Source organism: Suicoccus acidiformans (assembly GCF_003546865.1).
GTDB lineage: Bacteria > Bacillota > Bacilli > Lactobacillales > Aerococcaceae > Suicoccus > Suicoccus acidiformans.
The window spans coordinates 345539-370961 of sequence record NZ_CP023434.1; the positions used below are offsets into that span (position 1 = coordinate 345539).

At 45.8% G+C, this 25423-nt stretch carries 21 protein-coding genes; 18 read left to right on the top strand and 3 right to left on the bottom strand.

Annotated elements, in window-relative coordinates:
* Positions 1-2 precede the first annotated feature (2 nt).
* On the bottom strand, positions 3-455 hold the full coding sequence (locus CL176_RS01680) for a flavodoxin (RefSeq protein ID WP_118989752.1): 453 nt from the start codon (positions 453-455) through the stop codon (positions 3-5).
* A gap of 668 nt (positions 456-1123) precedes the next feature.
* Here CL176_RS01680 and galE point away from each other — a divergent pair.
* From galE to CL176_RS01725, 9 genes are all read left to right on the top strand, one after another.
* On the top strand, positions 1124-2137 hold the full coding sequence (galE, locus tag CL176_RS01685; RefSeq protein ID WP_118989753.1) for a UDP-glucose 4-epimerase GalE: 1014 nt from the start codon (positions 1124-1126) through the stop codon (positions 2135-2137).
* 2 nt (positions 2138-2139) lie between these two features.
* The gene (locus CL176_RS01690; protein WP_118989754.1) at positions 2140-3087 is read left to right on the top strand and encodes an LCP family protein; all 948 of its coding nucleotides are present in this window, start codon (positions 2140-2142) and stop codon (positions 3085-3087) included.
* Between the two features lie 11 nt (positions 3088-3098).
* On the top strand, positions 3099-4481 hold the full coding sequence (locus tag CL176_RS01695) for an LCP family protein (protein ID WP_162890766.1): 1383 nt from the start codon (positions 3099-3101) through the stop codon (positions 4479-4481).
* Between the two features lie 217 nt (positions 4482-4698).
* Positions 4699-5868, top strand: a complete 1170-nt coding sequence (locus tag CL176_RS01700) for a glycosyltransferase (RefSeq protein ID WP_162890767.1) — start codon at positions 4699-4701, stop codon at positions 5866-5868.
* A 13-nt stretch (positions 5869-5881) separates the two neighbouring features.
* Positions 5882-7309 (top strand): lipopolysaccharide biosynthesis protein, encoded by a 1428-nt coding sequence (locus CL176_RS01705; protein ID WP_118989757.1) that lies wholly within the window; start codon positions 5882-5884, stop codon positions 7307-7309.
* 9 nt (positions 7310-7318) lie between these two features.
* Complete coding sequence (locus CL176_RS01710) at positions 7319-8632, top strand: O-antigen ligase family protein (RefSeq protein WP_118989758.1); 1314 nt, start codon at positions 7319-7321, stop codon at positions 8630-8632.
* A complete protein-coding gene (locus CL176_RS01715) occupies positions 8629-9681 on the top strand; it encodes a hypothetical protein (RefSeq protein ID WP_118989759.1) in 1053 nt (350 codons plus the stop codon). Before CL176_RS01710 ends, CL176_RS01715 begins: the two co-directional genes overlap by 4 nt.
* 11 nt (positions 9682-9692) lie before the next feature.
* Entirely contained in the window at positions 9693-10451 is a 759-nt protein-coding gene (locus CL176_RS01720; protein WP_118989760.1) for a glycosyltransferase family 2 protein, read from the top strand.
* Between the two features lie 314 nt (positions 10452-10765).
* On the top strand, positions 10766-11725 hold the full coding sequence (locus tag CL176_RS01725; RefSeq protein ID WP_118989761.1) for a 2-hydroxyacid dehydrogenase: 960 nt from the start codon (positions 10766-10768) through the stop codon (positions 11723-11725).
* A 377-nt stretch (positions 11726-12102) separates the two neighbouring features.
* Here the strand turns inward: CL176_RS01725 and CL176_RS01730 are convergent, their stop codons facing one another.
* On the bottom strand, positions 12103-12600 hold the full coding sequence (locus CL176_RS01730; protein WP_118989762.1) for a threonine/serine exporter family protein: 498 nt from the start codon (positions 12598-12600) through the stop codon (positions 12103-12105).
* Positions 12591-13370, bottom strand: coding sequence for a threonine/serine exporter family protein (locus tag CL176_RS01735; RefSeq protein ID WP_118989763.1), 780 nt, complete (start codon positions 13368-13370; stop codon positions 12591-12593). The genes CL176_RS01730 and CL176_RS01735 overlap by 10 nt, the downstream gene beginning before the upstream one ends.
* A 124-nt stretch (positions 13371-13494) precedes the next feature.
* Here CL176_RS01735 and CL176_RS01740 point away from each other — a divergent pair, with 124 nt between their 5' ends.
* The 9 genes from CL176_RS01740 to CL176_RS01780 all read left to right on the top strand — a co-directional run bounded on the left by CL176_RS01740 (position 13495) and on the right by CL176_RS01780 (position 25045).
* Complete coding sequence (locus CL176_RS01740) at positions 13495-13770, top strand: hypothetical protein (RefSeq protein ID WP_118989764.1); 276 nt, start codon at positions 13495-13497, stop codon at positions 13768-13770.
* A gap of 1 nt (position 13771) precedes the next feature.
* The gene (recX, locus tag CL176_RS01745) at positions 13772-14623 is read left to right on the top strand and encodes a recombination regulator RecX (protein WP_162890768.1); all 852 of its coding nucleotides are present in this window, start codon (positions 13772-13774) and stop codon (positions 14621-14623) included.
* A gap of 220 nt (positions 14624-14843) precedes the next feature.
* Entirely contained in the window at positions 14844-16031 is a 1188-nt protein-coding gene (gene mutY, locus CL176_RS01750) for an A/G-specific adenine glycosylase (protein WP_118989766.1), read from the top strand.
* Positions 16032-16182: 151 nt separating this feature from the next.
* Entirely contained in the window at positions 16183-17949 is a 1767-nt protein-coding gene (locus CL176_RS01755) for an ABC transporter ATP-binding protein (protein WP_118989767.1), read from the top strand.
* Complete coding sequence (locus CL176_RS01760) at positions 17912-19651, top strand: ABC transporter ATP-binding protein (protein ID WP_118989768.1); 1740 nt, start codon at positions 17912-17914, stop codon at positions 19649-19651. Before CL176_RS01755 ends, CL176_RS01760 begins: the two co-directional genes overlap by 38 nt.
* Positions 19652-19763: 112 nt before the next feature.
* Positions 19764-20132 carry a PH domain-containing protein gene (locus tag CL176_RS01765; RefSeq protein ID WP_118989769.1) on the top strand — a complete coding sequence of 123 codons (369 nt, stop codon included), beginning with the start codon at positions 19764-19766 and terminating at the stop codon, positions 20130-20132.
* Positions 20133-20503: 371 nt separating this feature from the next.
* Positions 20504-21055, top strand: a complete 552-nt coding sequence (locus CL176_RS01770) for a DUF402 domain-containing protein (protein ID WP_118989770.1) — start codon at positions 20504-20506, stop codon at positions 21053-21055.
* 459 nt (positions 21056-21514) lie between these two features.
* Positions 21515-23464, top strand: a complete 1950-nt coding sequence (gene pulA / locus CL176_RS01775) for a type I pullulanase (protein WP_162890769.1) — start codon at positions 21515-21517, stop codon at positions 23462-23464.
* Positions 23465-23863: 399 nt separating this feature from the next.
* Positions 23864-25045 carry an acetyl-CoA C-acetyltransferase gene (locus CL176_RS01780; RefSeq protein ID WP_118989772.1) on the top strand — a complete coding sequence of 394 codons (1182 nt, stop codon included), beginning with the start codon at positions 23864-23866 and terminating at the stop codon, positions 25043-25045.
* Positions 25046-25423 lie beyond the last annotated feature (378 nt).

Genomic DNA, 25423 nt, shown 5'->3' on the forward strand with positions numbered 1-25423 from the left:
CTCTACATCCCTTCGAAAGTTTTGACAATATTATCGGCTAACGTGCGTAAGTTCTCCTCATCCTCATCTTCGGGGTAAAGGTTCACTTTAACACCCGTGCCACCTTTAGTTGCGCCGGCTGCTTCAAAAGCCGCTTCGAAATCATCAACGGCAGTACAGAACACCGGATAGAAATCATCACCCGAACCGAAGGCACCGTACACTTTGCCTGAAAGGTCCAACTCCTGCATCTCTTCGTGGAAGTCTTCCATCTCGTCTGGTAGTACACCGTCAACTCCATAAGTATAGCTACCAACTAGGACGATGTCATAATCGAGAAAGTCCTCAGGGTCGGCGTCCATAACGTCATACATGGTAACGTCAATATTATGTGATTCTAATTGTTCTTGCACGATATCGCAGCAAGCCTCGGTATTTCCGGTCAAACTGGTATATATAATTAAAGCTTCAGCCATAAAGCTGCCTCCTTTGAGTATTATTTCTTTTATTATAGCAAAACTTAGGAAGCTTGGGAATGATGCGTTTGGCTGAGGTGTTGTCCTAATAGGAGGATAGTTATTAGAAGGTGGGCTAGGTGTTTGGACGCTAAGCTTTCTCTTGTCGCTTTGTGACCGTTCAGGCAAAAAGGTGAATCTTTGTGTACGCTGGATGTAAATTTATGTATGATTTGTCGCTGGGATTCCTTGGGGAGTGTCTCCCACGGCATAAATTTCGCCGTTTATTCCGTGGAGATTGCTCCCGACGGAATTTTGGCAAATTTTTATTCCGCGGGACCACTTCTCAACGGAATTTTTCAAGGATTATATTCCGTCGGACGTCTTTCTCGCGTAATCTAATCTAGATAATGCCAGAGCTGTCCAAATAATGTACAGTATAATATACGATTACAGTTTGAAACTTGTGCTAACATTGTCTTTAGTTTATAGGATTTATGTATTCTTAGTGTAGATTGCAAACCAAGAATAGGCTTCCTTCACCCTTATAGGCTTATAGAGTAGTTACTTAAGCAGGATTTCTAGTTTCGCATTTTTATAGAATCTTCATAGAAATCTCATCAATTTCCTTCAAGGTATGATATAATAAGCCGAACTATACTAGAAATGAAAAGGGGCGTAGATCCAGAGTGAAATTACTAATCACAGGTGGCGCAGGTTATATTGGCAGTCATACTGCGGTGGAACTGCTGGCGGATGGACACGATGTGGTCATTGTTGATGATTTGTCTAATAGCAGTCGTGAAGTACTTCGCCGCATTGAAGCAATTTCTGGCCGGAAAGTTACCTTCTACCAAAGGAATATACTTGATACGGACGCGATGCGCGACATCTTTGCTAAAGAAGTTGTGGATGGGGTGATTCACTTTGCGGCCTTTAAAGCAGTAGGTGAATCGGTTGAAAAACCATTGGAGTATTACCACAACAACATTACAGGAACGATTCAGCTGTTGCATTTAATGCGGCAATTTGACGTGAAACGCTTTATTCTCAGCTCATCTGCGACAGTGTACGGTATGGAGAACCCGTCCCCATTGAACGAGAGCATGCCGATTGGCCAAGCGACGAATCCATATGGCTATACGAAGATTGTGAACGAGCAACTCTTACAGGACTTATACCGGGCGGAACCGGATTGGTCGATTGTTCTTTTGCGCTACTTTAACCCAATTGGAGCGCATGAGTCGGGCCAAATTGGCGAGAATCCTAATGGGGTGCCGAATAATTTGATGCCTTACGTTACCCAAGTAGCCATTGGCAAGCTGGAACAGGTGCATGTCTATGGGGATGATTATCCAACCCCAGATGGTACAGGTGTCCGCGATTATATTCATGTTGTTGACTTAGCCAAGGGACACATGGCTGCTTTGCGTGATTTTGACAAGGCGGGACTTACGACATATAACTTAGGCACTGGCGAAGGCTATAGTGTTTTGGATTTAATTCATGCTTTTGAGAAGGCGAATGATATTAAGATTCCTTATCAAATCGATGGCCGCCGGGCAGGCGACGTAGCCGTGTGTTACGCCGACCCTAGCAAGGCGCAAGAGGAATTAGCCTGGACGGCTCAATACGACTTAGAGGATATGTGCCGGGATAGCTGGCGCTGGCAAAGTCAGAATCCGAACGGATATGAGGCTTAAAGATGAGTCGGAATCGTCGTCCTAGAGCAACAGCTTATCAAACAATCCAAACAAACCGACGGCGTAAACTACGTAAAATTCCGATTCTCCTCTTTATTATGATGGTTGCATTGGTCATTATTTGCTCTGTTGCCTTGAGGCAATACACGAATATCCAGAATGCTTATTATGAATATATCTATGAAGACGATTTGGAGATTCTACCGCATGAACCCCTTACCCATAATCAGGCAGTGAATGTATTGATTGCTGGCATTGATTACTTGGAAAGCGGCCGAATTGGTCCGGAAGAAGTGGATATTATTGACATTATCTCGGTGGATCCTGCGAATGCGCACAGTGCGCATATCCAATTTAGTAATCAACTGAAAGTTGACTCGAATCCTGATGCCTTAACTTTAGGTAGTGTTTATACCAATCAGGGGGTTAAGGCGGTCACTAATGTAGTCGATGGATTCACCCAAGTGGAGTCCGATTATTATGTAATGCTTCGCCTGTCAGAATTACGCACCGTGGTGGATGTACTGGGTGAAGTGGACATCCAATTAGATGAAGCGATTGATGTCGCTGATGTTTCCATGCGACCGGGGGAGACTAAGCAGTTGAATGGTCGCCAGATTGAGCTACTTAATCAGCGTCAAGTTGATGAGGCTGAAGCTGATTTTATCCACCGGCAACGGCAACTCCTAATCCAGGTAATGCAGGCCTTCTTCTCCTGGGAGCATGTCTGGGATTACCCGGCTTATCTCAAAGAATTGGAAACAGTGGTTCAGTCAGATGTCCCTTTCTGGCAATGGGTGTATCTCATCCGTCCTTCTTGCCAGGAAGCGTTACAGAACACGACGCAACTGCAAGTTGACGAGACAAATGTGGCTGATTTATCGAAGAATGACGCGGCCATTAGTGAAGAAGTACGTAAGCTTTTAGTTCCAACGGATTATGAGAATTAGGTTGTGATTGATTGAAGAAGTTGTTTAGAAAAGAGAGAAGTAACGTTAATTATTGGCAAATATTACGTAGATTGCTTGTGTTGGTATTGGTTGTCTTAGCGGCCGTAGCCGGGAAAGTGACCCGCGATTTGAAAACCGCCGTCGACACAATGAGCCAGGAAGTGGCAGTTGATCCGATGCGAGAGCAGGACGTTGAATTGACTCAAGGTCATCCAATTAATGTCCTGTTAGTCGGCTTAGATGGAGATGCACGTGAAAATGATCCGAAACGATCGGACACATTGATTTTAGTGAATGTTAACCCGGAAAACCAAAGTATGAAGATGCTCAGCATTCCCCGGGATACCTTAGTCGATATTCCTGGCCAAAGTGAACCAGACAAGGTGAACCATGCCTTCGCCTTTGGGGGCATTGAGCTGACGATTGAGACCTTGCAGAATTACCTACAGGTGCCGATTGATTACTATGCGGTCATTAATATGCAAAGTTTAATCGAGGTGATTGACGCAATTGGTGGTATTGAGGTGACGAGTCCTTTGAGCTTTGAATATCGGGGGACGGAGTTTCATGAAGGAGAGACCCGCCAGGTGGACGGTGTCAAGGCAATGAATTTTGCTCGGATGCGTTACGATGATCCAGAGGGTGAAATCGGCCGGCAAAATCGCCAGAAAATTGTCATCAAAGCGATGATTGATAAGGTGCTAAGTATGGATGGCGTTGCGGCCTATCCGCGTCTCCTGCAGGTCGTTTCACGCAATGTCCAGACGAATGTGAACCTGGGTGAATTATTGTCCATTTACCAGTATTATTTACCTGCTTTGAATCACATTAGCTCCATTAAATTTGAGCAATTAGAAGAGGTCTTTATGGATGAAGTATTTTACTTCAATATTCCCCTTAGCTCGCGGGTGAAAGTGTCTAACGAATACCGCCTGCTGTCCGGCCTGCGCCCGATTACGCAAAGTGCCTTAGCTGACCCATTGGGAACTGGAGAAGCTGGCCAAGAAGGGGAAGAAGAGCAGGGAATGAGCGCCACTCGAACGGATTTAGTGATTATTAATCAGTATCCTTCCGGCTTGACTGAAGAGGACTACCAAGAAGTGATGGACGAGCAGAGCAGTATCGAAACGATTCGACAACATCGCCATCAAGCACCGGCTGAACCTGCTCAGCTACCAACCTATGAGTCCTATAGTGGCTATAGTACCAGCCCGTCTTATTCAGAAGGTGCTGGGTCGGGTGGAAATAGCCAAAGTTACCAAAATCCAGGTGAGCCAGCGGGAAGCCAGGCGGTCAATTATGAAGAAGCGCCGGTTTATGAGGAGCCCCCTTTTTACTACTCATACAACACACCGGCTACTGAGGAACCAATCGAGCCGGCTGCGGTGGAATGATTTTGGAATGTGAACGAACTAGGAGCTATAGTGCAGCGGACACGTAGCTCCTCTCTTTGTGAGAAGATATAGAGCAATGTGCCGTGAAGTAAAAGATAAAATTCGACAGGAAATGTTGATAAGACGTAATCTCGCTCGCCACACAAAGTTTGGTCGCCGGAAGGCAACATTTATGGTATACTGTTGCAATGTATTACAGAAGAAATGAGGGATGTCAATGTACATAGGTCGCAAGGGGCCTGTGATGCGTGTGCTTCATATAATGAGTGGTTACGGTGGAGGAATCTCGACCTTTATTCATAATATCGCCAGTTCAATTCAAGCTTATGGCATTCTCTTTGACGTAGTGACCTATGACGAGGTGCCTGAGAGCTTTCGCCAGGTGATTCAAGTAACCGGCGGAGATGTCTATCAATTAAACAACCCCAAAAAACATGGTTGGCGCAGTTTCAAAGCGTCTTTCACCCGAGTGATGGATTTATATCAGTACGACTTGGTGCATTGTCATATAGCGGGCTACCGGGCTTATATTTATAAGCAGCTTGCACAAGCGAAGGGGATTCAGCGCTTTGTTGTCCATGCGCATTATAGCGTGAATGAGAGCCAATTACATCCTCTTGAGCGCTTAAGGCATCAAATTGATCAGCAGGTAAATCGCTATGTGTCTGATGCTTACATTGGTTGCAGTCGTATGGCAATCAAATCCCTATACGGCTACGCTATTCCCAATCAGCAGATGATGGTCATTCCCAACAGTATCGATCCGGATGAATACCTACTAGATGCCGCAACCTTCCAAGCTAAACGAGATACTTTCCGGCAGAATCACGGTCTAACAGACGATGATTTTGTAATTGGTCAAATAGGCCGTTTAGCCCCAGGCAAAAATCATCGACTCACCCTAGAGGTTGCCAGCCATGCACGCCTTCAAGGCTTGGCTGGTCGCTTCTTTATTGCCGGAGCAGGTGCCTTAGAAGCTGATTTACAGCAAGAGATACGTAGTCGATCCTTAGAAGGTCGCGTCGTTATGCTAGGGCGAGTATCGCCTATTGCGGATTTCTTCCCAGCCCTGGATTGCCTGATTTTCCCTTCGAAAAGTGAAGGCTTAGGGACCGTCGCAATTGAAAGTCAGGCTGCTGGGATTCCCGTGGTCATGTCCAATACGATTCCCCGGGAAGCCGATTTAGGCTTAGGTTTAGTAAAGCGAACGCCCTTAACAGCAGATGCTGAAACGTTGTACAAGGCCCTCAAAGAAGCTAAGCAACGTAATATCCCAAGCGTTGACCAGCGCATGGAAGCCTTAGAGAAACATAATTATACGAACGATGAAGCGGCCCGTCTATATACCTTGTATTTGCGCGAAGCTTTGCCTTCGGCCATGAAATAGGAGTGATTGCAGCTTGGAAAAGTTTTTGAAGCGATTTTTTGGATTTTCTTTGGGGCCGGTCTTAGGGGCACTCATATCCTTTGTTCAAGTGCCGGTTCTAACTTACTTCTTAACGGTTGATGAATACGGCTTGGCCGGGGCTTTTCAAACCTTATTGGTGCAAATCCCCAACTTTATTTACATTGGGCTTGACCAAGCCTATACACGAGAGTATCACCGATTTAAAGATAAACGTTATTTAGCCCAGCAGGCCATGTTAGTGCCAATGTTGGCTGGTGTCTTACTTTTTGTATGCTTTATTGTCTTTGACGAGCAATTGTCTCTATGGCTATTCGACTCGCCTCATTACCAATATATTGCGTGGTATGCTGGGGTATGGGTGTTGGCCACGGTAATTGAGCGCTTTATGCTGTTGACGATTCGCATGGAAGAGCGAGCGTTTGAATATTCCCTATTTAATTTGACTTTGAAGCTCGGTGTTTTTCTCTTCTCGATGCTCTGTATTGCAGCGGGTATGCGAGATTTTCGCGTGATTGTCTATGGTTTAATCTTCGGACAACTATTGGTTGACTTAATTCTATTCTGGCGTTATCGCTATTTGCTGAAATATGATCATTTCCGAGTTGACCAGACACTAATCCAAGGGATGTTGAAATTTGGGGTACCCGTCATGGTTGCGGCGTCGTTAACGTCGGTTTTGAATAGTGTAGACATGTTGTTTTTGACCGAATTTAGTACGCCAGTCGACCGGGGGATTTATAGTGTGGCCTTTAAGATTTCCAGTGTTATCGGTATTTTAAAGACAGCTTTTGCCAGTTTTTGGACACCGACGGCTTACCGGTGGCATGAGGAAGGGAAGTCATTAAATCATTATAAATTTATTAGTGACGCCTTGCTCATGTTGTTAACGGCTGTATTTTTTGCCCTGCTTCTGGTGAAGAAGCCTATTGGCTGGATTCTTGATTTGGCCTATGATGAGGTTATGTATGGGGAAGTAATATACATTGTCGGCTTACTCTGTTTGCCACATATTATGTACACTTTATCGGAGACAACCACGTTAGGTATCGTCTTCTCCCGTAAGACCCACTACAATATTGTCGTCAGTATCTTAGCTCTACTGCCGAGTTTAATCTTGAATTACATATTGACACCAACTTGGGGCTACCGAGGGGCGGCCTTAGCTTCAGCAGTCGCTTATATTATCTTTTATTTTGCGCGAACGCTTTTCTCGCGCAGTACCGGCTTTTACTTTCAACAGAAGAAGCAGGTTGTTGTTACTTTGTTAATGTTTCTGGCAGCATTTATTAACGCCTTTAAGGTGGAGTATATTGAGTGGATTACGCTAGGTTTTACTATTATGGCTTTTGTGTGCCAATTATCCACCTTCAAAGACATTGCATCTATTCGCAACAATTCGGATGAGTGGGACTTCTCCTAGGAGGTATGTATGTTGATTTATCTCATGTTACTGGTTGGATCGGTCTGCCTAGGCACGGAACTGTTCGCCCTGGAGACCCCTTTCCTACAAATTACCTTATACCGTGTCTTATCTCTCGGCTTTGTGCCCTTGTTCCTATATAGAATCTATCAAAAAGATCCTCGACTTACATTTGACCGACGCAATATGGCGACAGGTGTGGTTGGTGTCTATGTTTTCTGGCTCCTCTGGGCCTTTATATCAGGAGCTTGGGCCTGGCAATTCCGTCAATGGTTTCAAAGTACCTTCCTAATTGCCCTAGGCGTCTTCAGTATACTGGCTTTATATTTCTGGTTGCGGGATACCCGTAGTTGGCAACGCGTTATGCAAGTTTTCTGGCTCATGCAATGTCTCCTCATCCTTTGGGGGTTGTATGAGATTTTGACTAATCATTATGTTTTTGCTGACTTAGCTAAGTTGGATAAGCACAATATCTTTGCCAGTAATCCGTGGAATCGGATACCCATAACAGTCTTTGAGAATCAGAATGATTATGCAACTTTTCTCTTAGCGGGCTTTCCAGTGTCCTTTATCCTAGCCGGTTTAAGTCAAAGCTTTGGTAAGAAAGTTCTGTATTTACTGCCATCGCTGTTGAGTGTCTTCTTAATTTTCCGCAGTGAGTCGCGGATGATCTTATTAAGCGTGCTCTTATTCTTCGTGATTTACTTGGCCTTTCAAGTACGCTGGGATTTGAGACGTCAAACGCTTTTGAAGGTAGGGGGGATTGCTTTAATCGTCCTGTTAGCTCTTGTGGTCTTCCTGCCGCCATTGCGCGCAAAAGTTGCATCCTTAGTGTACATTGGTGGCAACTTGCTACTTACAGGTGACGTCGTGCGCTTGAACCTCTGGCGCAATGGTTTAATCTTTCTAGCTGCAAGCTTAGGCTTGGGCGTTGGGGCGGGTAACATTGAACCGTGGATGCGCTGGACGGATTTACTTCCGATTAAGGAAATTACAAATATGCATAATTGGTGGTTAGAAATATTGGTAGCCTACGGGATGGTAGTGTTCATCCTGTATGTCATGGCTTATTGCGCCTTACTATATAAGCTGTGGACGAGCCGTTACGCAGTGCCGGCCCGTTACCGCAATGTGAATCATTGCTTTATTGCCTTTTTGTTAGTTTTTATTCCAGCGAGTATTACCAGCGCCAATAATATTCTGATTGAATGGCACTGGGTCTTCTTTGGCCTACTAATTAGTTACGTTAATATTATGGAAACGGCTCTGCGGCAAGACCTGCCTGAGCCCGTTTATTTCGACAAAATGGAGGTTAGCCCATGAGTTTAGTGACAATTATTCAAGAATTATGGCGCTTCGTTAAAGATAATCGCTTTCGTATTCTACTAGGTACCCTGTTAGGGGCGGTCTTGGTTGTTGGCTTGCGCTACGCCATCACCAATTACGTCTTGCGCGATTCTCGTGAAGCCTTTAATGAATTGCGGGAAGTCTATAGCCAAGAACCTGCTGAATTTCAAATATTGGTGACAATCGAAGATGGCCAGCTCTTCTCCAACGCCTTTGCTTACGAAGAATACATGGCTTCTGAACCGGTTGTGCGCCAGATTGAAGCAGAGACGGGAATTGAATTTTACGATTGGTATAAGAATGAGCAGACACTCGAACTTTACAAGACGACCAATTACCGGGGCGGCTTAGCTGGTATTCGCAATTCTGATTCGGGGGTATTTACCTTCCGCTTTGCTGTTGCAGATTCACCGGAGGCGAACTTGGCTATCGCCCAGGCTTATGCGGATTTAATTTTACGGGGTGATGCTCAGTTTATGGAAGGGCATACGGTGCAAATGGTTACCGAACCGGCCATCCAGGAATTGCTGCCGGAAGAATTGCTCCCGAATGTCGGTACACCAGAATCTCTAAGCACCTTTGGTGTCATGAATCCGCTAAAGACTATGCTATACACGATAATTGGGGCTATTATTGGGTTAATTCTTTCCCTAACGGTGTTATTTTTGCGGTCTGTTTTTGGAGCTAAAATTACTTATGCCTTTGATTATACTTGGGACGTGGAGGATCAGCATCTGCTCTTTGAAGCAGGGAAAGCTGGTCGTCAGACGGATTTGGCGGATTTATTATTAATTCCTCGGGTACCAGAACGCTTAGTGGTGAGTCAACAGACAGCGCATTTGAGCGAATGTGAAGCCGATGGCCTGCTCTTTCTCAACCATGTGCAAGCCTTGCCCGAAACAGCTGCACCGACGGATATCGTTCTAATAATCTATTCACACCAGACGGACAAGCAATGGTATCAAGAACAGTTCAATTTGCTTAAATTATATCGCCTCCCAGTCAAGATTATTCATGTTTACTAAGGAGGGTGGGGATGACAGACCAACCATTTGTTTCAATCATTACTCCGGTTTATAATGCCGAAGCGTTTCTGGCCGAGACAGTGGCGAGTGTCCTCGGCCAAAGCTTCACCAATTGGGAACTGATTCTCATTGATGACTGCAGCACTGACAGCAGTACTTCACTTATGAGGAAATTTAGCGCTGAAGATAGCCGTATTCACAGCCATAGCTTAGAGACCAATCAAGGAGCGGCGGTTGCACGAAATACTGGTTTGGCATTAGCACGAGGCCGCTACATCGCCTTTATCGACAGTGATGACTGCTGGCTCCCCGATAAGCTATCGGAGCAACTTGCCTTCATGCAGGAGCATGGCCACGCCTTTACATACACTGACCTAGCCTACGTAGACGAGGCAGGCAACATCTTGAAAGCGGAGTCAGGCATACCGAACCGTTTAGACTATGCAAGTCTCTTAAAAAATACGGCCATTGCCTGTTCGACCGTAATCATTGACCGTGAACAAGTTGGTGACTTCCGCATGCCCTTAGTGCGCAAAGGCCAAGACACCGCCACCTGGCTCATGCTCATGCGCGAACGTGGAGTAGTAGCCTATGGCCTGCCTAAGGTACTAAATCATTACCGCCAAGTTGCCGGTTCCATCTCCAGTAACCGCTTAGGTGCTTTGCGCCGAACCTGGCATACTTACCGGCATTTGGAGCAGTTGCCCCTGCCTAAGGCACTGTACTACTTTGCCTGCTATGTGTGGAATGCGATAAAACGGCGTTTGTAGATAGGCGCCGGGGATAAGAAAGAATAGCGCTAAAAAGCTAAGGCCTTGGACCTTGGCTTTTTGAGCGGTTTTGGTGTCGGGCAATGATTGAGTTGTTGAGAGTTATGGGTTTGAAGTTTGAGAAAAGACAAATCTGTACAGATTGACGGTTCAGATTTACTTAGCTTGCGAGTGAGCAAGAATCATCTTTTCGAGCCTTTGCGATAATTTAATGCTTTGACTACAAAGCAATTTACTAGGGTCACTCAAAGCCTTTGGCTTGTCAAATCGCTTTAAATTGCTTAAGCTAAGTTTAGAAGAAGGAGGCGTTTACCATGAAAATTGCTCTGTTAGAACCTTTGCGTGTGCCGGACTCGTTGATTGAAGAGTTAGCTGCTCCCTTGGAGGAGGCCGGCCACGAATTCGTATATTACCCTGAGAAGACTACTGATCCTGAAGAGTTGTACCAACGCAGTCAAGACGCAGAAATTGTCATTATTGCGAATAACCCTTATCCCGCTGAGGTGATTGAGCGACTGGAACAAACCAAACTTATCAATGTCGCGTTCACCGGTGTTGACCATGTTGACCAAGCGGCAGCCAAAGCCAAAGGTATTCAAATTGCGAATGCATCTGGCTATTCTGCGCATGCCGTGCCGGAGCTTGTTATCGGGCTCACCTTAGCCCTTTACCGCCAAATCATAGCGGGCGACCAGGATACCCGTCTAGGCAGTCAGTTTGAAGCACCCATTCAAGGCCAAGAAATTCATGGCAAAAAAGTCGGCATCATCGGCACCGGCTCACTCGGAATTGAAGCAGCCCGACTTTACAAGGCTTTTGGCGCAGAATTAATTGGCTACAATCGCAGCCAAAAAGAAGCGGCCCTTGACCTAGGCTTGGAGTACAAATCCTTAGAAGAAGTCATGGCGGAAAGTGATATTATTAGCATCCATCTACCGCAAACTGAAGAAACTAAAGGGCTCATTTCCAAAGAACAAATTGCCCGAATGAAAGAAACAGCGATTCTAATTAATGTGGCAAGGGGACCGATTGTTGATAATGAAGCCTTAGCAGAAGCGCTCAATGCTGGTGCCATTGCCGGAGCGGGCATAGACGTCTATGACAGCGAGCCACCGCTTGCGGATGATTACCCGCTACTGCATAGTAAAAATACGGTCTTAACACCCCATGTCGGTTACTTGACCGATGAAGCGATGGTGGACCGGGCACGGATTGCCTTTGATAATGCACTGAAATTTAGCCAAGGTAACCCGCAGAACATTGTGAATAATTAATTTATTAGAAAAACCCCGCCGCGGAGTATGGTGATCCTTGGCGGGGATTTCTGTTTTGTAGTCTGTACCAAATAACCAAAACAAACCCTGCTTTTGACAAATTAAGAAGCCACGGTAGCCGGCCGTGGCACACTCTAATCATTTCTTGTTTTCCGCCCTGCCGTATAAACGTGTCAAGATTCCGTGGGGATGTCCTCCGACGGAATAAAATCGGCGCAAAGTTCCGTCGGACAGAGCTTCCACGGAATAGAAAATGCACAAAGTTCCGTCGGAACATCTCCCCACGGAATCCAAGTGCTGAATTAAACTGTACAATTTAAAATACTTTTCAACTAGCTCAACGCACCGGCCACAAAAGTAGGGCGACGCACCAACATTTACGCCTTTTCCTTCATGCGCTTTTGGGCGAGCTTGCGTCGGACGGTATTGTATATTTCTATGGTCGAATCAGCGATAAATACACCTAGAGCAATCGCGCCAGCTATTTGAAAGGTGGTTACCAAGTAATGGCCGGCTAACTGAACGTTGCCGTCGATAAAGTTAAAGGCTGTTTGGTAAATGGCTGATCCAGGCACAAAGGGAAAGAAAGCTGGAATATAGAAAATTGTAACCGGTGCTTTAAAGCGTCGGGCTGCCCAGTGGGAAATTAGCGATACAATTAAACATGCTGTAAAGGTTGCTAAGGTATCTTCTAGGCGTAGGCCCATAATAATGTAAATTGCATAGCCAATTGCACCGATAGTCCCCGCTTTGACAACCAAACTTCGCGGCGCCTCCAAAGAAATTGAAGCAAAGTAGGATGCTAAGTAAGCTCCGATAACTTGAATGATTGCGGATAGAACCGGGTAATCAGTCACATGTGTCATTAAATCCATGCTAGAATCCTCCCTGCTACATATAAACCAATCGCAACCCCAATAGCTAAACTGAGGGCGATAACAATCGCATCAGCAATCCGGGCAATACCCGAGACGTAGTCGCCTTTCAAAGTATCTCGAATTCCATTGGTAAAGGCGGTTCCTGGATATAAAGGCATTAAAGCGGCAATGGTAACGATATGGCTATTGATATTACCCGGCAATAAACTGGCCCCTAAAGTAATAAAGAGGGATGTAAGAAAGGTTGAGAAGATTCCGTTAATGAAGCCATTCAAGTCCAACCATTCTTGGCCAAAACGTGAAATCGCAACAACCATGCCTGCAAGAAAAGAAAAGAGCACGTCCCAAATACTCCCATTCAATAGAATGGTAAAAGATACCACAATCATAATCGTGGCAATATCTTTACGATAGGCAGTATATTCGCTCTCATCAACCACTTGTAATCTCTCATAAGCCTCGTCTGGCGTGATTTCACCAGAGGTAAGCATGCGGGAAATGTTATTTACGCGGTATATCTTATTCAAGTGGTTCCCGCGCTCAGAAATGCGTCGCACTAAGGTCACTGGCTCAACACTGTCATCTTCATCGTCCAGGGTTAGAAATAACCCCGTAGTTGTCGATACCGCTTCGGTAATGGACAGGCCCGATGTCTTCATAATACGCACTACCGTATCCTCAACCCGGTAACTCTCAGCGTGAGATTCCAGCATGATGCGCCCTGCCAGAGCAGCCACTTCAGCAATTTTCTTATTCTTCTGTTTCAAATCATCACCTCATTAATTATCGATTGTTTGGAAACATGAACGGATTCATGGTAACATATTAACGAACGAAACTCGAATCGATTTTTGGCTAAAACGTTTTCCTAAGCGGCTAAGGAGGTGCCTTATGGGTGTCGAATTTATTTATGATGTGTTTACATACACCGAAATAGAACCATATGTTATTCATCTAGAATTTGTCTATGACGACACAGTGCAATACATTATTGAATTTGGCACATTTACGGAGTGTCAACAATTCTTGCAAGAATTACATGAATTTGCCCTATCGATAGAAGGAGATGATATTGAAGACCAGGAACTTCTGATTGAAGAATTCCTCTTGTCCAAGGCGCCTTACTTTACCAATGTCGTCCACCGGATTAACCCAACGGAGTGGTAGTATGCAGATTACGAGAATAGAACGGCAGCAGAAGAATAAAGCCCGTTACTCCATCTACCTCGATGATACCTTCTGGCTAGGTGTTGACGAGACGGTCCTTATGCGTTTCGCTCTTCATAAGGGGCAAGAAATTACATCGGATCAACAAACCGCCATAAAAGAAGCGGAAGCTCGGGCCAAGGTCTTCACCCAAGCGCTGAATTACTTATCTTACGGCTTGCGTTCAAGCCAAGAGATGGCCGACTACTTAGCCAAGCAACGGGTACAAAATCCGCAAGACCCTGACGGTAAAGACATCCCTATCCAAACTAAAGTTATCCACGAAGTGCTCGGGAAGTTGACCGACTTGGGCTACTTAAACGACTTGGTCTATGCCCAAAGTTACGTGCGAACGGCCGCAAACATTAACCGCAAGGGTCCTATTGTCATTGAACGCGAATTAAACCTTAAAGGGGTTCCCAACGCAGATATTCTCACAGCCATGGATGAATATAGCGACAGCATGCTGCAAGAGAATTTAACCGAACTCGGTCGCAAATATATTAAACGCAAGCAGAAATTGCCACCCAAACGCCTGAAGCAACAATTACAGGCTTATCTATTGACCAAAGGCTATCCGCAAGAAGACGTTGCTGAAGTGGTGGCGCATTTGGATATGTCTGCAAGTCAGGACCAAGAAACCGTCAGCTTAGATCGGGAAGCCCTCAAGCAAGTCAAGCGTCGCCAGCGGAAATATTCCGGCTATGAATTGAAGCAACGGGTAAGCCAAAGTTTATTCCAGAAAGGCTTTGCCTATGATTTAATCCAAGACTGGTTGACAGCTCATGAGGAGTTATTTGAACATGAAGATTAGCTAAGTTTGCCAAAGAAGTGCATAGGATAGAAATAAAGTCGCCACAGTAAGTGCTGTGGCTTTTTTCAATTTTGTCAAGCCTTATGGCGCTGGAATGAAGCGTCTGTTACCTCTATAAAGTGGCGACGGTTTATTTTAAGCAGGTTTTGTAGTAAAGTAGAGTGACTTTGGATTGATAACTATCTTTTGAAAGCAAAATGATATAGGAAAGGGGATGCGCATGAAACGAGTGAAAATAATTGAAGAATTTCCGATTCCGTGGTCTGAGGCGACCATTCAGGCTTTTCGGGAGACATTGTTGGCTTGGTATGACCAGGAGAAGCGGGATTTGCCTTGGCGCCAGACGAAAGATCCTTACAAAATCTGGGTGAGTGAAATTATGTTGCAACAAACCCAGGTCAATACGGTGATACCGTATTATGAGCGCTTTATTGAGGCCTTACCGAATATTCAAGCCTTGGCAGAAGCGGAAGAAGAGACGCTTTTGAATTTGTGGCAAGGCTTGGGCTACTATTCCAGGGTACGCAATATGCAGACAGCGGCCCAGCAGGTGATGGGCGAATATGGCGGTCAGCTGCCGAAGACGGCCGAGGCTTTGCGGACGCTGAAAGGGATTGGTCCTTACACGGCGGGGGCAATCGCAAGCATTGCTTTTGGCGAACCAGAACCAGCAGTAGACGGTAATTTAATGCGGATTGTGACCCGGCTTTTTGAAATTGGGGAGGATATTGGCAAGGCCTCGACCAAGCGCCAAATTACGGCTTACCTGTATCAAATGATAGACCCGAAGCGTCCGGGGGATTTTAATCAGGCGCTGATGGATTTGGGGGCGACGATTATGACGCCAGCGAATTTAACTCCTGAGCTGAGTCCGCTAAAGGCCTTTGACCAGTCTTACCAACACGGGACGGCAGAATTATATCCGGTCAAAAAAAGTAAAGTCACCGTTACCGAGCATAGCTTCCTAGCTTATATTCTTATGAATCCAAATGGAGAGGTCCTCTTTCGCAAGCACGGCGAGGGTGAATTATTGACAGGTCTGTGGCACTTCCCGCTAATTGAGCAAACTTTAGTGATGGATGAGGCAACCGAGCAAGAGATGTTGGAGCCTTTGACAGATTGGTTGACAGGAACAGATTTGGCATTCTCGAAGGAACAGTTCCATCTCAGTCTGCCTCAGGCATATCGTTATGACCGGGAGCAACTCCTGCGGCATTTGCCCTTGGTTAAGCATCAATTCTCGCATCGATTGTGGTACGTGCAATTAGTACCCGTTCAAGTTAACCAGTCAAGCAACTCTCTGTCAGGTCAATTGGAATGGCTTACTCTAGAGGAGTTGAAGACTTATCCTATGTCAACTTTGCAAACCAAGCTTCTACAAAGATGGTTGCCCGACCTGGGAGTTTAAAGCGAACTGTGATAAAATTGAGAAGACGCATCTTTGGAAAATGGTAGTGAATCAGCGATTTTCCAGATTGTGTGCCAGCAAATAGCGTCTCTTTGTCATAAAATAAACGATATTTAGCTGAATACTTAATAGAATTGAGGTGGCGAATTCAATGAAACGACTCTGGCAATACTTCGAAGGTTACCGCTTTCAAAGTGTTCTTGGGCCTTTATTTAAATTAACCGAAGCAATTATGGAGCTTTTTGTACCTATCTTTGTGGCGCGAATTATCGATGAAGCCATTCCGACCGGGGATATAATGCAAGTCTTACCGAACATCGCTTGGATGTTTGGGATTGCTTTGGCGGGCCTACTCTTCGCGATTACGGCTCAATATTTCGCGGCTCGGGCAGCGGTAGGCTTTACCCGAAATTTAAGTGTGGATTTATTTGAGAAGGTAACGAAATTGGGCCGGGGGACGCGTGATACCTTGAGTGATGCCAGTCTTTTGACGCGTTTGACGAGTGATACCTTCCAAGTCCAAAGTGGCTTGAATACTTTCTTCCGCTTATTTATGCGGTCGCCTTTTATTGTCTTTGGCTCGCTGATTATGGCGATGCAAATTGATTTAAGCATGACGGGTATTTTCCTGGAAATGATTATTCTCTTGATGGCGATAGTGATGGGGCTTATTTACATTGCCAATCCTGTCATCGCCAAAATACGTACAGCTTTCGATCGACTGACCGTCTTAACACGTGAGCAGATGCAAGGCTTGCGGGTTATTCGTGCCTTTCGGCAGGAGTCGCGGGAAGTGGGCGCCTTTGGCGAGCAGAATGCTGATTTGACCGAGCAACAAGTTAAAGTTGGTGACATCAATGCTTGGATGAACCCACTCACCTACGTTACAGTGAATGTAGCCCTTATTTTAGTTATTTGGCGGGGTGGCTGGAATATTCAAGTAGGTAGTCTGACCCAAGGAGAATTATTGGCCTTGGTGAATTACTTGCTATCAATTTTGACGGAGCTTGTTAAGTTGGCGACAACCATTATGAATATGAATCGATCCTGGGCGAGTGCAAAGCGTTTAGTGGGCATTCTGGCCTTGCCGGATGAGACGCTAAGCTTTGTCAATGAACCGAATACCTTTGATACACCAGACATTGCCTTTGCCTTTGAAGATGTAACGTTTCAATATCCGGACGCAGAAGCCCCATCTTTGGAGGAAATTGCTTTTGCGGTTAAGCAGGGAAGTTTCTTTGGGATTATTGGGAGTACGGGTTCCGGAAAGTCGACTTTGTTGAAGTTGGTGACCAAGAGTTTCGATCCTAGTGAGGGCCACGTGCACTTTAATGACCAATATATGGATACGACTAGTCGCTTGGCCCTTCGCGAAGATATTAGCGTAGTGCCCGGACAAGTATCTTTATTTAAAGGGACGATTCGTTCGAATTTAGCCATGGGCAAAATGGACGCGACTGACGCTGAAATGTGGCAGGCCCTGGCAGATGCCCAGGCCAAGGATTTCGTGGAGGCTTTGCCGGAGGGGCTAGATGCACCCGTGGCGGCCTTTGGACGCAATTTCTCAGGGGGTCAGCGTCAACGATTGACGATTGCCCGAGCTTTGATTAAGCCGGCCAAATTATTAATCTTCGATGATTCGACCTCAGCCTTGGACTATGTGACCGAGGCTAATTTCCAGCAGGTGTTGCATGAGAAGTATCCGGAGAAGACGATTCTGATGATTTCCCAGCGGACCCACAGTTTGAAGCGGGCCGATCAGATTCTGGTTCTAGAAGCGGGGCGTCAAGTTGGCCTGGGTACGCATGCAGAGCTGCTGGCGGATAATCAAGTTTACCAGGAAATTTACGCATCGCAACACGTGGAGGAGGGGAAGCAAGATGAAGCAGTCGAACACGCTCAGCCGGCTCATTCGTGATGTGAGCCAACCGCTTTGGTCGGTCTGCTTGGCGCTTTTAGGCACGGGCTTACAAGTGGGTCTTACCATTTACATGCCCGTTCTGATTGGCCGGGCTTTGGACCAGACAATTGCTGCTGGTCAGGTGAATTTCACGGCTTTGGTGGCTATCCTCCAAGAGATGGCGCTAGTCATGCTGGCTAATGCCTTGGTACAGTTGTTGAATCCACTTATATATAACCGGCTTGTCTACCGGGCCATCGAGCGCCTGCGCAATCAAGTTCTAAGCAAGATACATCGCTTGCCGCTGAGTTATTTGGATCAGCGCGCAACGGGTGAACTAGTCAGTCGCGTGACGACTGATACGGAGCAGTTAGCTGATGGCTTATTGATGGTTTTTAACCAATTTTTCGTGGGGATTTTGACGATTCTGGTGACGATTGTGACGATGGCGCGTTTGGATTGGCTCATGATGCTTTTAGTCGTACTTTTGACGCCGATTTCCCTTTTCGTCTCGCGCTTTATCGCCAATCGCAGTTATCAGTACTTCCAGCTGCAAACCCAATATCGGGGGGAGCATGCGAGTTTTGTCGAAGAGACGATTCAGCAAGGCGAGATTATCCGTCTGTTTAACCAGCAAGCGGTAATGAATGAACGCTTCCGGCAAGTTAATACAGATTATCTGGATGCATCTCAGTCGGCGATTTTTTACTCGTCGACGGTGAATCCGACTACCCGCTTTATCAATGCACTAATTTATGCCTTGTTGGCCCTTTTTGGAGTGTGGCGGATAATGAAGGGTAGCTTCACCGTGGGTCAGTTGGCGACTTTCCTTAACTATGCCAACCAATACACGAAGCCCTTTAATGACATATCTAATGTTCTGGCTGAGATTCAAAGTGCTCTAGCCTGCGCTGAGCGCCTGTATGCGATTATTGACCAGCCGGATGAAGCAGAAACCGGCTACTACCTCTACCAAGATGGGGATGTGGATGGCGCGGTGGCCTTTAACCAAGCTAGTTTCAGCTATCAGCCGGATAAGCCTCTGATTGAGCGTTTGACCTTGTCAATTCAACCCGGTCAAACCGTGGCCATTGTTGGGCCTACCGGAGCCGGCAAATCGACGATGATTAACTTATTGATGCGCTTTTATGACTTGGATGGTGGCCAAATTCTTATTGACGGTGAGCCGGCCACGGATTATACGCGTGACGCTGTACGTAGTCAGTTCGGCATGGTTCTGCAAGAAACGTGGCTTAAGACAGGAACCATCCACGAGAATATTGCCTACGGCTATCCGCAAGCAAGTCGCGAAGAAGTGGTCGCTGCGGCTCGCTCAGCCCACGCTGACCACTTTATTAGCCTCCTTCCAGAGGGCTATGATACTAAGGTGGGTGAGGGTGGCGTGCAACTATCCACGGGTCAAGAACAACTTCTGGCGATTGCCCGCATCTTCGTCCGCTTGCCGAATATGCTAATTCTGGACGAGGCCACGTCGTCGATTGATACGCGGACGGAAATTTTCATCCAAGATGCCTTTGATGCTTTAATGGAAGGGCGGACTAGCTTTATCATTGCCCACCGCCTCTCAACGATTCAGAATGCAGACGTCATCCTCGTGATGAATCAAGGTCGTATTGTTGAACAGGGCAATCATGAAGCATTAATGCAATCGCGTGGTTTCTACTACCGCATGCAAGTGGCCCAGGATGCAATTGCTTAGGCATTGGAGGGGGGGTCTGCTATGCTTTATTTGCAGATGCTCCCTATAGCGGTGACAGATGAGAATATTTTTTTGCTAGAAGTTTGCAAGTGAGAATTTAGGAGGAATCGATATGGCAATTAGTAATGCACTCGGCTGGACTTTTACGAGCGAATTGAACAAGGTGCCCCAGGAATTGACCGAGCTTCTTATTGAAGGTGAAAGAATTCATGCTGCTTATAAGACTGTCCGCGATATTGCAGTCTTTACGAACAAACGGCTTATTGTGATGGACTCTCAAGGCTTAACCGGTCGCAAAAAAGAGATTTACAGCTTGCCCTATAGTGCCATTAATATGTGGTCGACTGAAAACGCTGGGACGATAGACTTAAACTCTGAAGTGCAACTTTGGACCCGGGCCGGTGAGGTGAAGATTAATCTGCACCGTGGCGTTGATCCGCGTAAACTTGACCGGGTACTGGCGGAAGCCTGCCTGAAATAAATAGATGAATTGACTGGAATAAAGAGACTCCCTTGAGGAGTCTTTTTTGCATGGAGTGGCTTGTTCTTTGAGCGGAGCTAGAATGGCGCTGGTGGCAGCTGGGCAGTCGTGAAATGTGTGCATGCACGGTTTTAAAACTCAACCTAAAGCGGAACAGGAGACTACCGGAATAGTTAGGTAGTCCGTGCTATGCTAGCGACTTTACGCACTCCTTGTTGGTAGTTAGCGCCTTGTACTGCATAGGTTATAAGGCTTTTGGGGGAAAGTGGGAAATTGAGATTTTGGCGTGTTATATTGGGGTGAGGTGTGTTATAATGGTGAGGTGTTTAAAATGACCTTTGGGTCTTAGTAGAAAGAAAGTAGGTTAAGTGATGAAACAACCGAAAGAGGGTGAATTCATCACTATTAAGGGTTATAAGCATGATGGCTCTTTGCATCGGACTTGGAAGGATAATATGGTCCTGAAGACGAGCGAGCAATCGATTATTGCCTGTAACGACCATACCTTAGTCACAGAATCGGATGGACGACGCTGGGTGACACGTGAAGTGGCCTTGCTGTACTATCATAAGCATTTCTGGTTTAATGTGGTCTGCATGTTGCGTAAGCGGGGAGTTACCTATTATTGTAACTTAGCTTCGCCATATGTAATGGACCAGGAAGCTTTGAAATATATCGATTATGACTTGGATATTAAAGTGTTTCCAGATGGTGAGAAGCGTTTGTTAGATTTGGATGAGTATGAAATTCATGGACGGCGTTATCATTATTCTGATGAAATTGATCGAATTATTAAGTATCAAATCCAAGAACTCGTTCGTTGGATTGAAGAGGAGAAAGGGCCTTTCTCGCCTCATTTCATTGATATTTGGTATGAGCGTTATTGTCAATTGAGCCATCAATATAAGCAAAAGCATAACTAAATAGTAGTGAATTCGCTAACGGCTATCAAGCAACTGAGAGCCTCGCGTCTCATCCAGCTTATGGCCATGCTTTTTTTGAGGGACAACCATTCTTTGGTTGTGCCTTTTTATTTTGACGTTAACATAATATTATGAAAAAATTGACATTGCATTCATGTCTAGTTTAAAGGTGAGAGTTCGCTTAAAAATACGTGAATATGCCCACAACTGATTATAGGTATGATACAATACTTTAGATGAACAAGAGTATATATAGCGATGTGATATGCAATTTTTGTCTCGGTAATGAAATATTTAGGACGAGTGCATCGCTAGCGTTACAAGAAGCAGAATGGAAATGAGCCATCCAAAGTAGATGAAGGGCTATGCTTGGTTTAGCAGGTAGAAATGTTAAACTATGCATAAGGGTGCCCGGCAAACAAGCATATGCGCGTTATAGAGGGAGAAGGGGAGCTATTCATGCGTTATCAACAACCAGAAGTCCTGCCCAATCATCGGCGGATTATACGAAATAGAGAAGTGATTGAACGCTATAGTCGCGAGGATTATGTTACTTTATTTAAGCAATATCATGGGCAACTCGGCGCTATTTACACAGAGGAAGGCACCGAGTTCAAGCTATGGGCACCGACGGCTTCACAGGTGGAATTATTAATTTATGAAAGCAATTATGGTCCCTTGGTTGAAAGCTATGTTATGGAAAAATCAGAAACCGAAGCGCTTTGGAGTTATTATTTACCCGGTGATCAACACGGTCTGACTTATCGTTACCGCTTGATTTTTGTTGGGGGGATGGTTAATACTTCAGTCGATCCTTATAGTAAGGCTGTTACCGTTAATGGGGCGCGCTCAGTGGTTTTAAATCTTGAGAAGACGAATCCTGAAGGTTGGGGCGAGCGGATGGCCCCGTTTGAAGATCAGTCTCAAGCAATCATTTATGAAGCCCATGTGCGGGACTTTACGGTGTCCAATTCGAGCTCCATTATTAATAAGGGGAAATTCCTTGGTGTCATTGAAGAAGGGGCTGTGAACGATTACGGATCGCCAGCAGGCTTGGATTACTTGAAGGAGTTAGGTGTAACCCACGTTGAGTTCTTGCCAATGTTTGACTTTCAGACAGTTGATGAGACCGTCTATAAGCCGACCCAGTATAATTGGGGCTATGATCCGCTGAATTACAATGCGCCGGAAGGCTCCTATGCAACGGATGCCTATAATCCTGAAGTGCGTATTCGTGAATTGAAGGCAATGATTAAGAAACTCCATGATGCGGGTATTCGGGTCATAATGGATGTGGTCTACAATCATGTCTATGAAGTTGAACAACATAGCCTGCACTTAACGGTACCGGGTTATTTCTTCCGCTACAATGAGGAGGGTGAATTTACCAATGGTACTGGTGTTGGTAATGATACCGCTTCTGAACGACCGATGTTCCGCAAATATATTGTCGACAGTGTGACGTATTGGGCAGAAGAGTTCCATATTGACGGTTTTCGTTTCGACCTTATGGGCATTCACGACATTGTGACCATGAATGAGGTACGTAAGTCCTTGGATGAAATTGATCCAACGATTATGCTTTTTGGTGAGGGCTGGAATTTATATACGCCGCTAGCTGAACATGAAGTTGCCAATCAGAATAATGCTCATGTCATGCCACGGATTGGCCAATTTAATGATGGCATCCGTGAGGCCTTGAAGGGGAATGACTTCGACCCGCAAGCACGTGGCTTTATTAACGGTGCTTGGTATATGGAGCAGAGTTTGATATCCAACTTCATGGCGGCTTTGGACTTGCGGAGTTACATTGAGCCGACCCAGCTGATTCAATACGTTGAAGCGCACGATAACTATACGCTTTATGACCGACTGAAGGCGGCCGATCCAGGCTTAGATGAGGAGACTATTGTTAAACGTCACGAGCTGGCTAGTACCATTATTCTTCTAGCCCAGGGCATTCCTTTCATTCATGCCGGCCAGGAGTTTCTCCGGAGTAAACAAGGCGTCCGCGACAGCTACAATTCGCCGGACCATATTAACGAAATCGACTGGAATCGCCAGGAGACTTATCGCCATTCGGTTAACTTGGTCAAAAATTTGATTCAGTTACGTAAGCAAGAGCCGCTCTTGCATCTATCAAGCTATGAAGATATTCGCCAAGTTATGGATGTGAAGAACAATGCTTTCCAACTAGTCGTTTTGACCTACCGAAGTGAGGATTATAATTTGTTGATTGCCTTTAATGCGCGCGAATCAGCTGCCCCGGTACACTTGGAAGAAGGTCGCTATATTTATAAATTGTATGATGGGCAGGTTTTCTTGGACGATGAACACGAAGTGGAGGATAGCCATACGATTTACGTGCCGCCGTATACCGGTATGGTCTTGAAACAATTTACACATTAAGCGAAGAATCTACAGCAGGTTGGTGAGGGATTTCACGGACCTGCTTTTTTTCTTACTACAACATAAAGCTCCCTGTTTTATACAGCACAAGAAATAAACTCTCCTGAAAAATGGGTCGCATCAACGTTCAGTCATAATTATATTCATTGAGATGTATATTTTTGAGGGGAGACGAGTATAAAAGCAGCTTAGGTGGGGGCAGATTGACCTTGGTAGCTAGATAGCGTGAGAAGTGGGTTATTTGTGGGTGTGCCGTTCACTGATATGACCGCAGTATATTCATACATTTCTTTATCGCATAATTCAGTTACCCAGCGAGTTTATTCGAATAGCGTTCGTTGATTTTTTGGTATATAATAGGTGAACTTACGCGCAAGTAATTGAGAAAGGAGTCGTTCGATGAATGATGTAGTGATTGTGGCGGCCCAGCGTACGGCGATTGGGGCGTTTGGAGGCATGTTTAAGGAGAAGAGTGCCGTCGATTTGGGGGCAGATTTGCTCCGAGCAACCCTAGGTCAAATAGAGCTAGATCCGGAACAGGTCGATGAAGTCATTATCGGCAACGTCTTAGGTGCAGGCCTAGGTCAGAATGTCGCTCGTCAAGTGGCGGTAAAGGCGGGCTTGCCGGTGCATGTGCCTGCTTTTACGGTGAATAAGGTGTGCGGTTCAGGTTTGAAGGCGGTAACCTTAGCTGCCCAAGCAATTAAAGCGGGAGATGCTGAGGTTGTCGTGGCAGGTGGTACGGAGAATATGTCCCAAGCACCTTATATTCAAACAGGAGCCCGCTGGGGGCAGCGTATGGGAGACGCCCGTCTAGTGGATACCTTGCTAAAGGACGGCTTGACCGATGCCTTTAGTCAGGAGCATATGGGGCTGACTGCCGAATACTTGGCTGAGGCTCATGATATTACGCGCGAGCAGCAAGATACTTTAGCCGCACAAAGTCAGCAGAAAGCCGAAGCAGCCATCCAAGCGGGGAAATTTAAGGCTGAAATTCTGCCCATTGAAGTACCGCAAGCCCGTGGTGAGAGCCAGATTGTTGACCAAGACGAATATCCCCGGGCTGGTACAACTTTAGAGCGACTCGCCCAACTCAAACCCGCTTTCAAAAAAGAAGCCGGTACAGTCACCGCCGGCTCGTCTTCTGGTATTAACGACGGGGCAGCGATTCTTATTTTGATGCGGGAGGCTAAGGCAGTTGAATTAGGTTTGCCGGTCCTTGCCCGTATTCGCGCTTATGCTAGCGCTGGGGTAGAGCCTCAATTAATGGGCGCTGGACCGATTCCTGCCACACAAAAAGCATTGGCTAAGGCTGGCTTGAGTGTTGCGGACTTAGGTCGGGTCGAAGCGAATGAAGCTTTCGCCTCTCAAGCTTTTCATGTCATCCAAACTTTAGGTATTGACCCCGATATTGTGAATGTTAACGGTGGTTCTATTGCTCTCGGCCATCCAATCGGGGCCAGCGGAGCACGTATTCTGGTAACTTTAGTCCATGAAATGCGTAGATCTAAAGTGCAGTACGGCCTGGCTACCCTGTGTATTGGTGGTGGTCAAGGGATTGCTATGGTCGTGGAGCAGTAAGGGTTTATGTAAGGTTAGTTAAGATTAGCGTGAAAATTCAGTTAGTATCATATCGCTACAGGAGTAGTTATTTGAATCGGTTTTTGTGCCGATTGCACGATATTTTAGTCTTTAAAGTAGAGCTTATTAAGGCCTGAGCGGGAGCTTGGGTTCTTTTTTAGTGGGAGGGTATTTAGTGCGAGCGGTTAGTTTGAGCAACGACCAAGTTGCATGAATCCTGCTACAGCAAGGGACGAATTATATTTAGGCTGATGCTGTGATGCATGTAAGATATTGGGTTCTCAAATATTTCAAACAAATTAGTGTGACTCATTCATTAACGGAATTTTTTGTCGATTTTGCCGATCTAAATGTGTGTGAATTCAAAAGATTTTAAGG

Coding starts and splice junctions, on each gene's coding strand:
- CL176_RS01680 (WP_118989752.1), bottom strand. CDS start 455: ATGGCTGAAGCTTTAATTATATATACCAGTTTGACCGGAAATACCGAG.
- CL176_RS01690 (WP_118989754.1), top strand. CDS start 2,140: ATGAGTCGGAATCGTCGTCCTAGAGCAACAGCTTATCAAACAATCCAA.
- CL176_RS01700 (WP_162890767.1), top strand. CDS start 4,699: ATGTACATAGGTCGCAAGGGGCCTGTGATGCGTGTGCTTCATATAATG.
- CL176_RS01710 (WP_118989758.1), top strand. CDS start 7,319: ATGTTGATTTATCTCATGTTACTGGTTGGATCGGTCTGCCTAGGCACG.
- CL176_RS01715 (WP_118989759.1), top strand. CDS start 8,629: ATGAGTTTAGTGACAATTATTCAAGAATTATGGCGCTTCGTTAAAGAT.
- CL176_RS01720 (WP_118989760.1), top strand. CDS start 9,693: ATGACAGACCAACCATTTGTTTCAATCATTACTCCGGTTTATAATGCC.
- CL176_RS01725 (WP_118989761.1), top strand. CDS start 10,766: ATGAAAATTGCTCTGTTAGAACCTTTGCGTGTGCCGGACTCGTTGATT.
- CL176_RS01730 (WP_118989762.1), bottom strand. CDS start 12,600: ATGGATTTAATGACACATGTGACTGATTACCCGGTTCTATCCGCAATC.
- CL176_RS01740 (WP_118989764.1), top strand. CDS start 13,495: ATGGGTGTCGAATTTATTTATGATGTGTTTACATACACCGAAATAGAA.
- recX (WP_162890768.1), top strand. CDS start 13,772: ATGCAGATTACGAGAATAGAACGGCAGCAGAAGAATAAAGCCCGTTAC.
- mutY (WP_118989766.1), top strand. CDS start 14,844: ATGAAACGAGTGAAAATAATTGAAGAATTTCCGATTCCGTGGTCTGAG.
- CL176_RS01755 (WP_118989767.1), top strand. CDS start 16,183: ATGAAACGACTCTGGCAATACTTCGAAGGTTACCGCTTTCAAAGTGTT.
- CL176_RS01760 (WP_118989768.1), top strand. CDS start 17,912: ATGAAGCAGTCGAACACGCTCAGCCGGCTCATTCGTGATGTGAGCCAA.
- CL176_RS01765 (WP_118989769.1), top strand. CDS start 19,764: ATGGCAATTAGTAATGCACTCGGCTGGACTTTTACGAGCGAATTGAAC.
- CL176_RS01770 (WP_118989770.1), top strand. CDS start 20,504: ATGAAACAACCGAAAGAGGGTGAATTCATCACTATTAAGGGTTATAAG.
- pulA (WP_162890769.1), top strand. CDS start 21,515: ATGCGTTATCAACAACCAGAAGTCCTGCCCAATCATCGGCGGATTATA.
- CL176_RS01780 (WP_118989772.1), top strand. CDS start 23,864: ATGAATGATGTAGTGATTGTGGCGGCCCAGCGTACGGCGATTGGGGCG.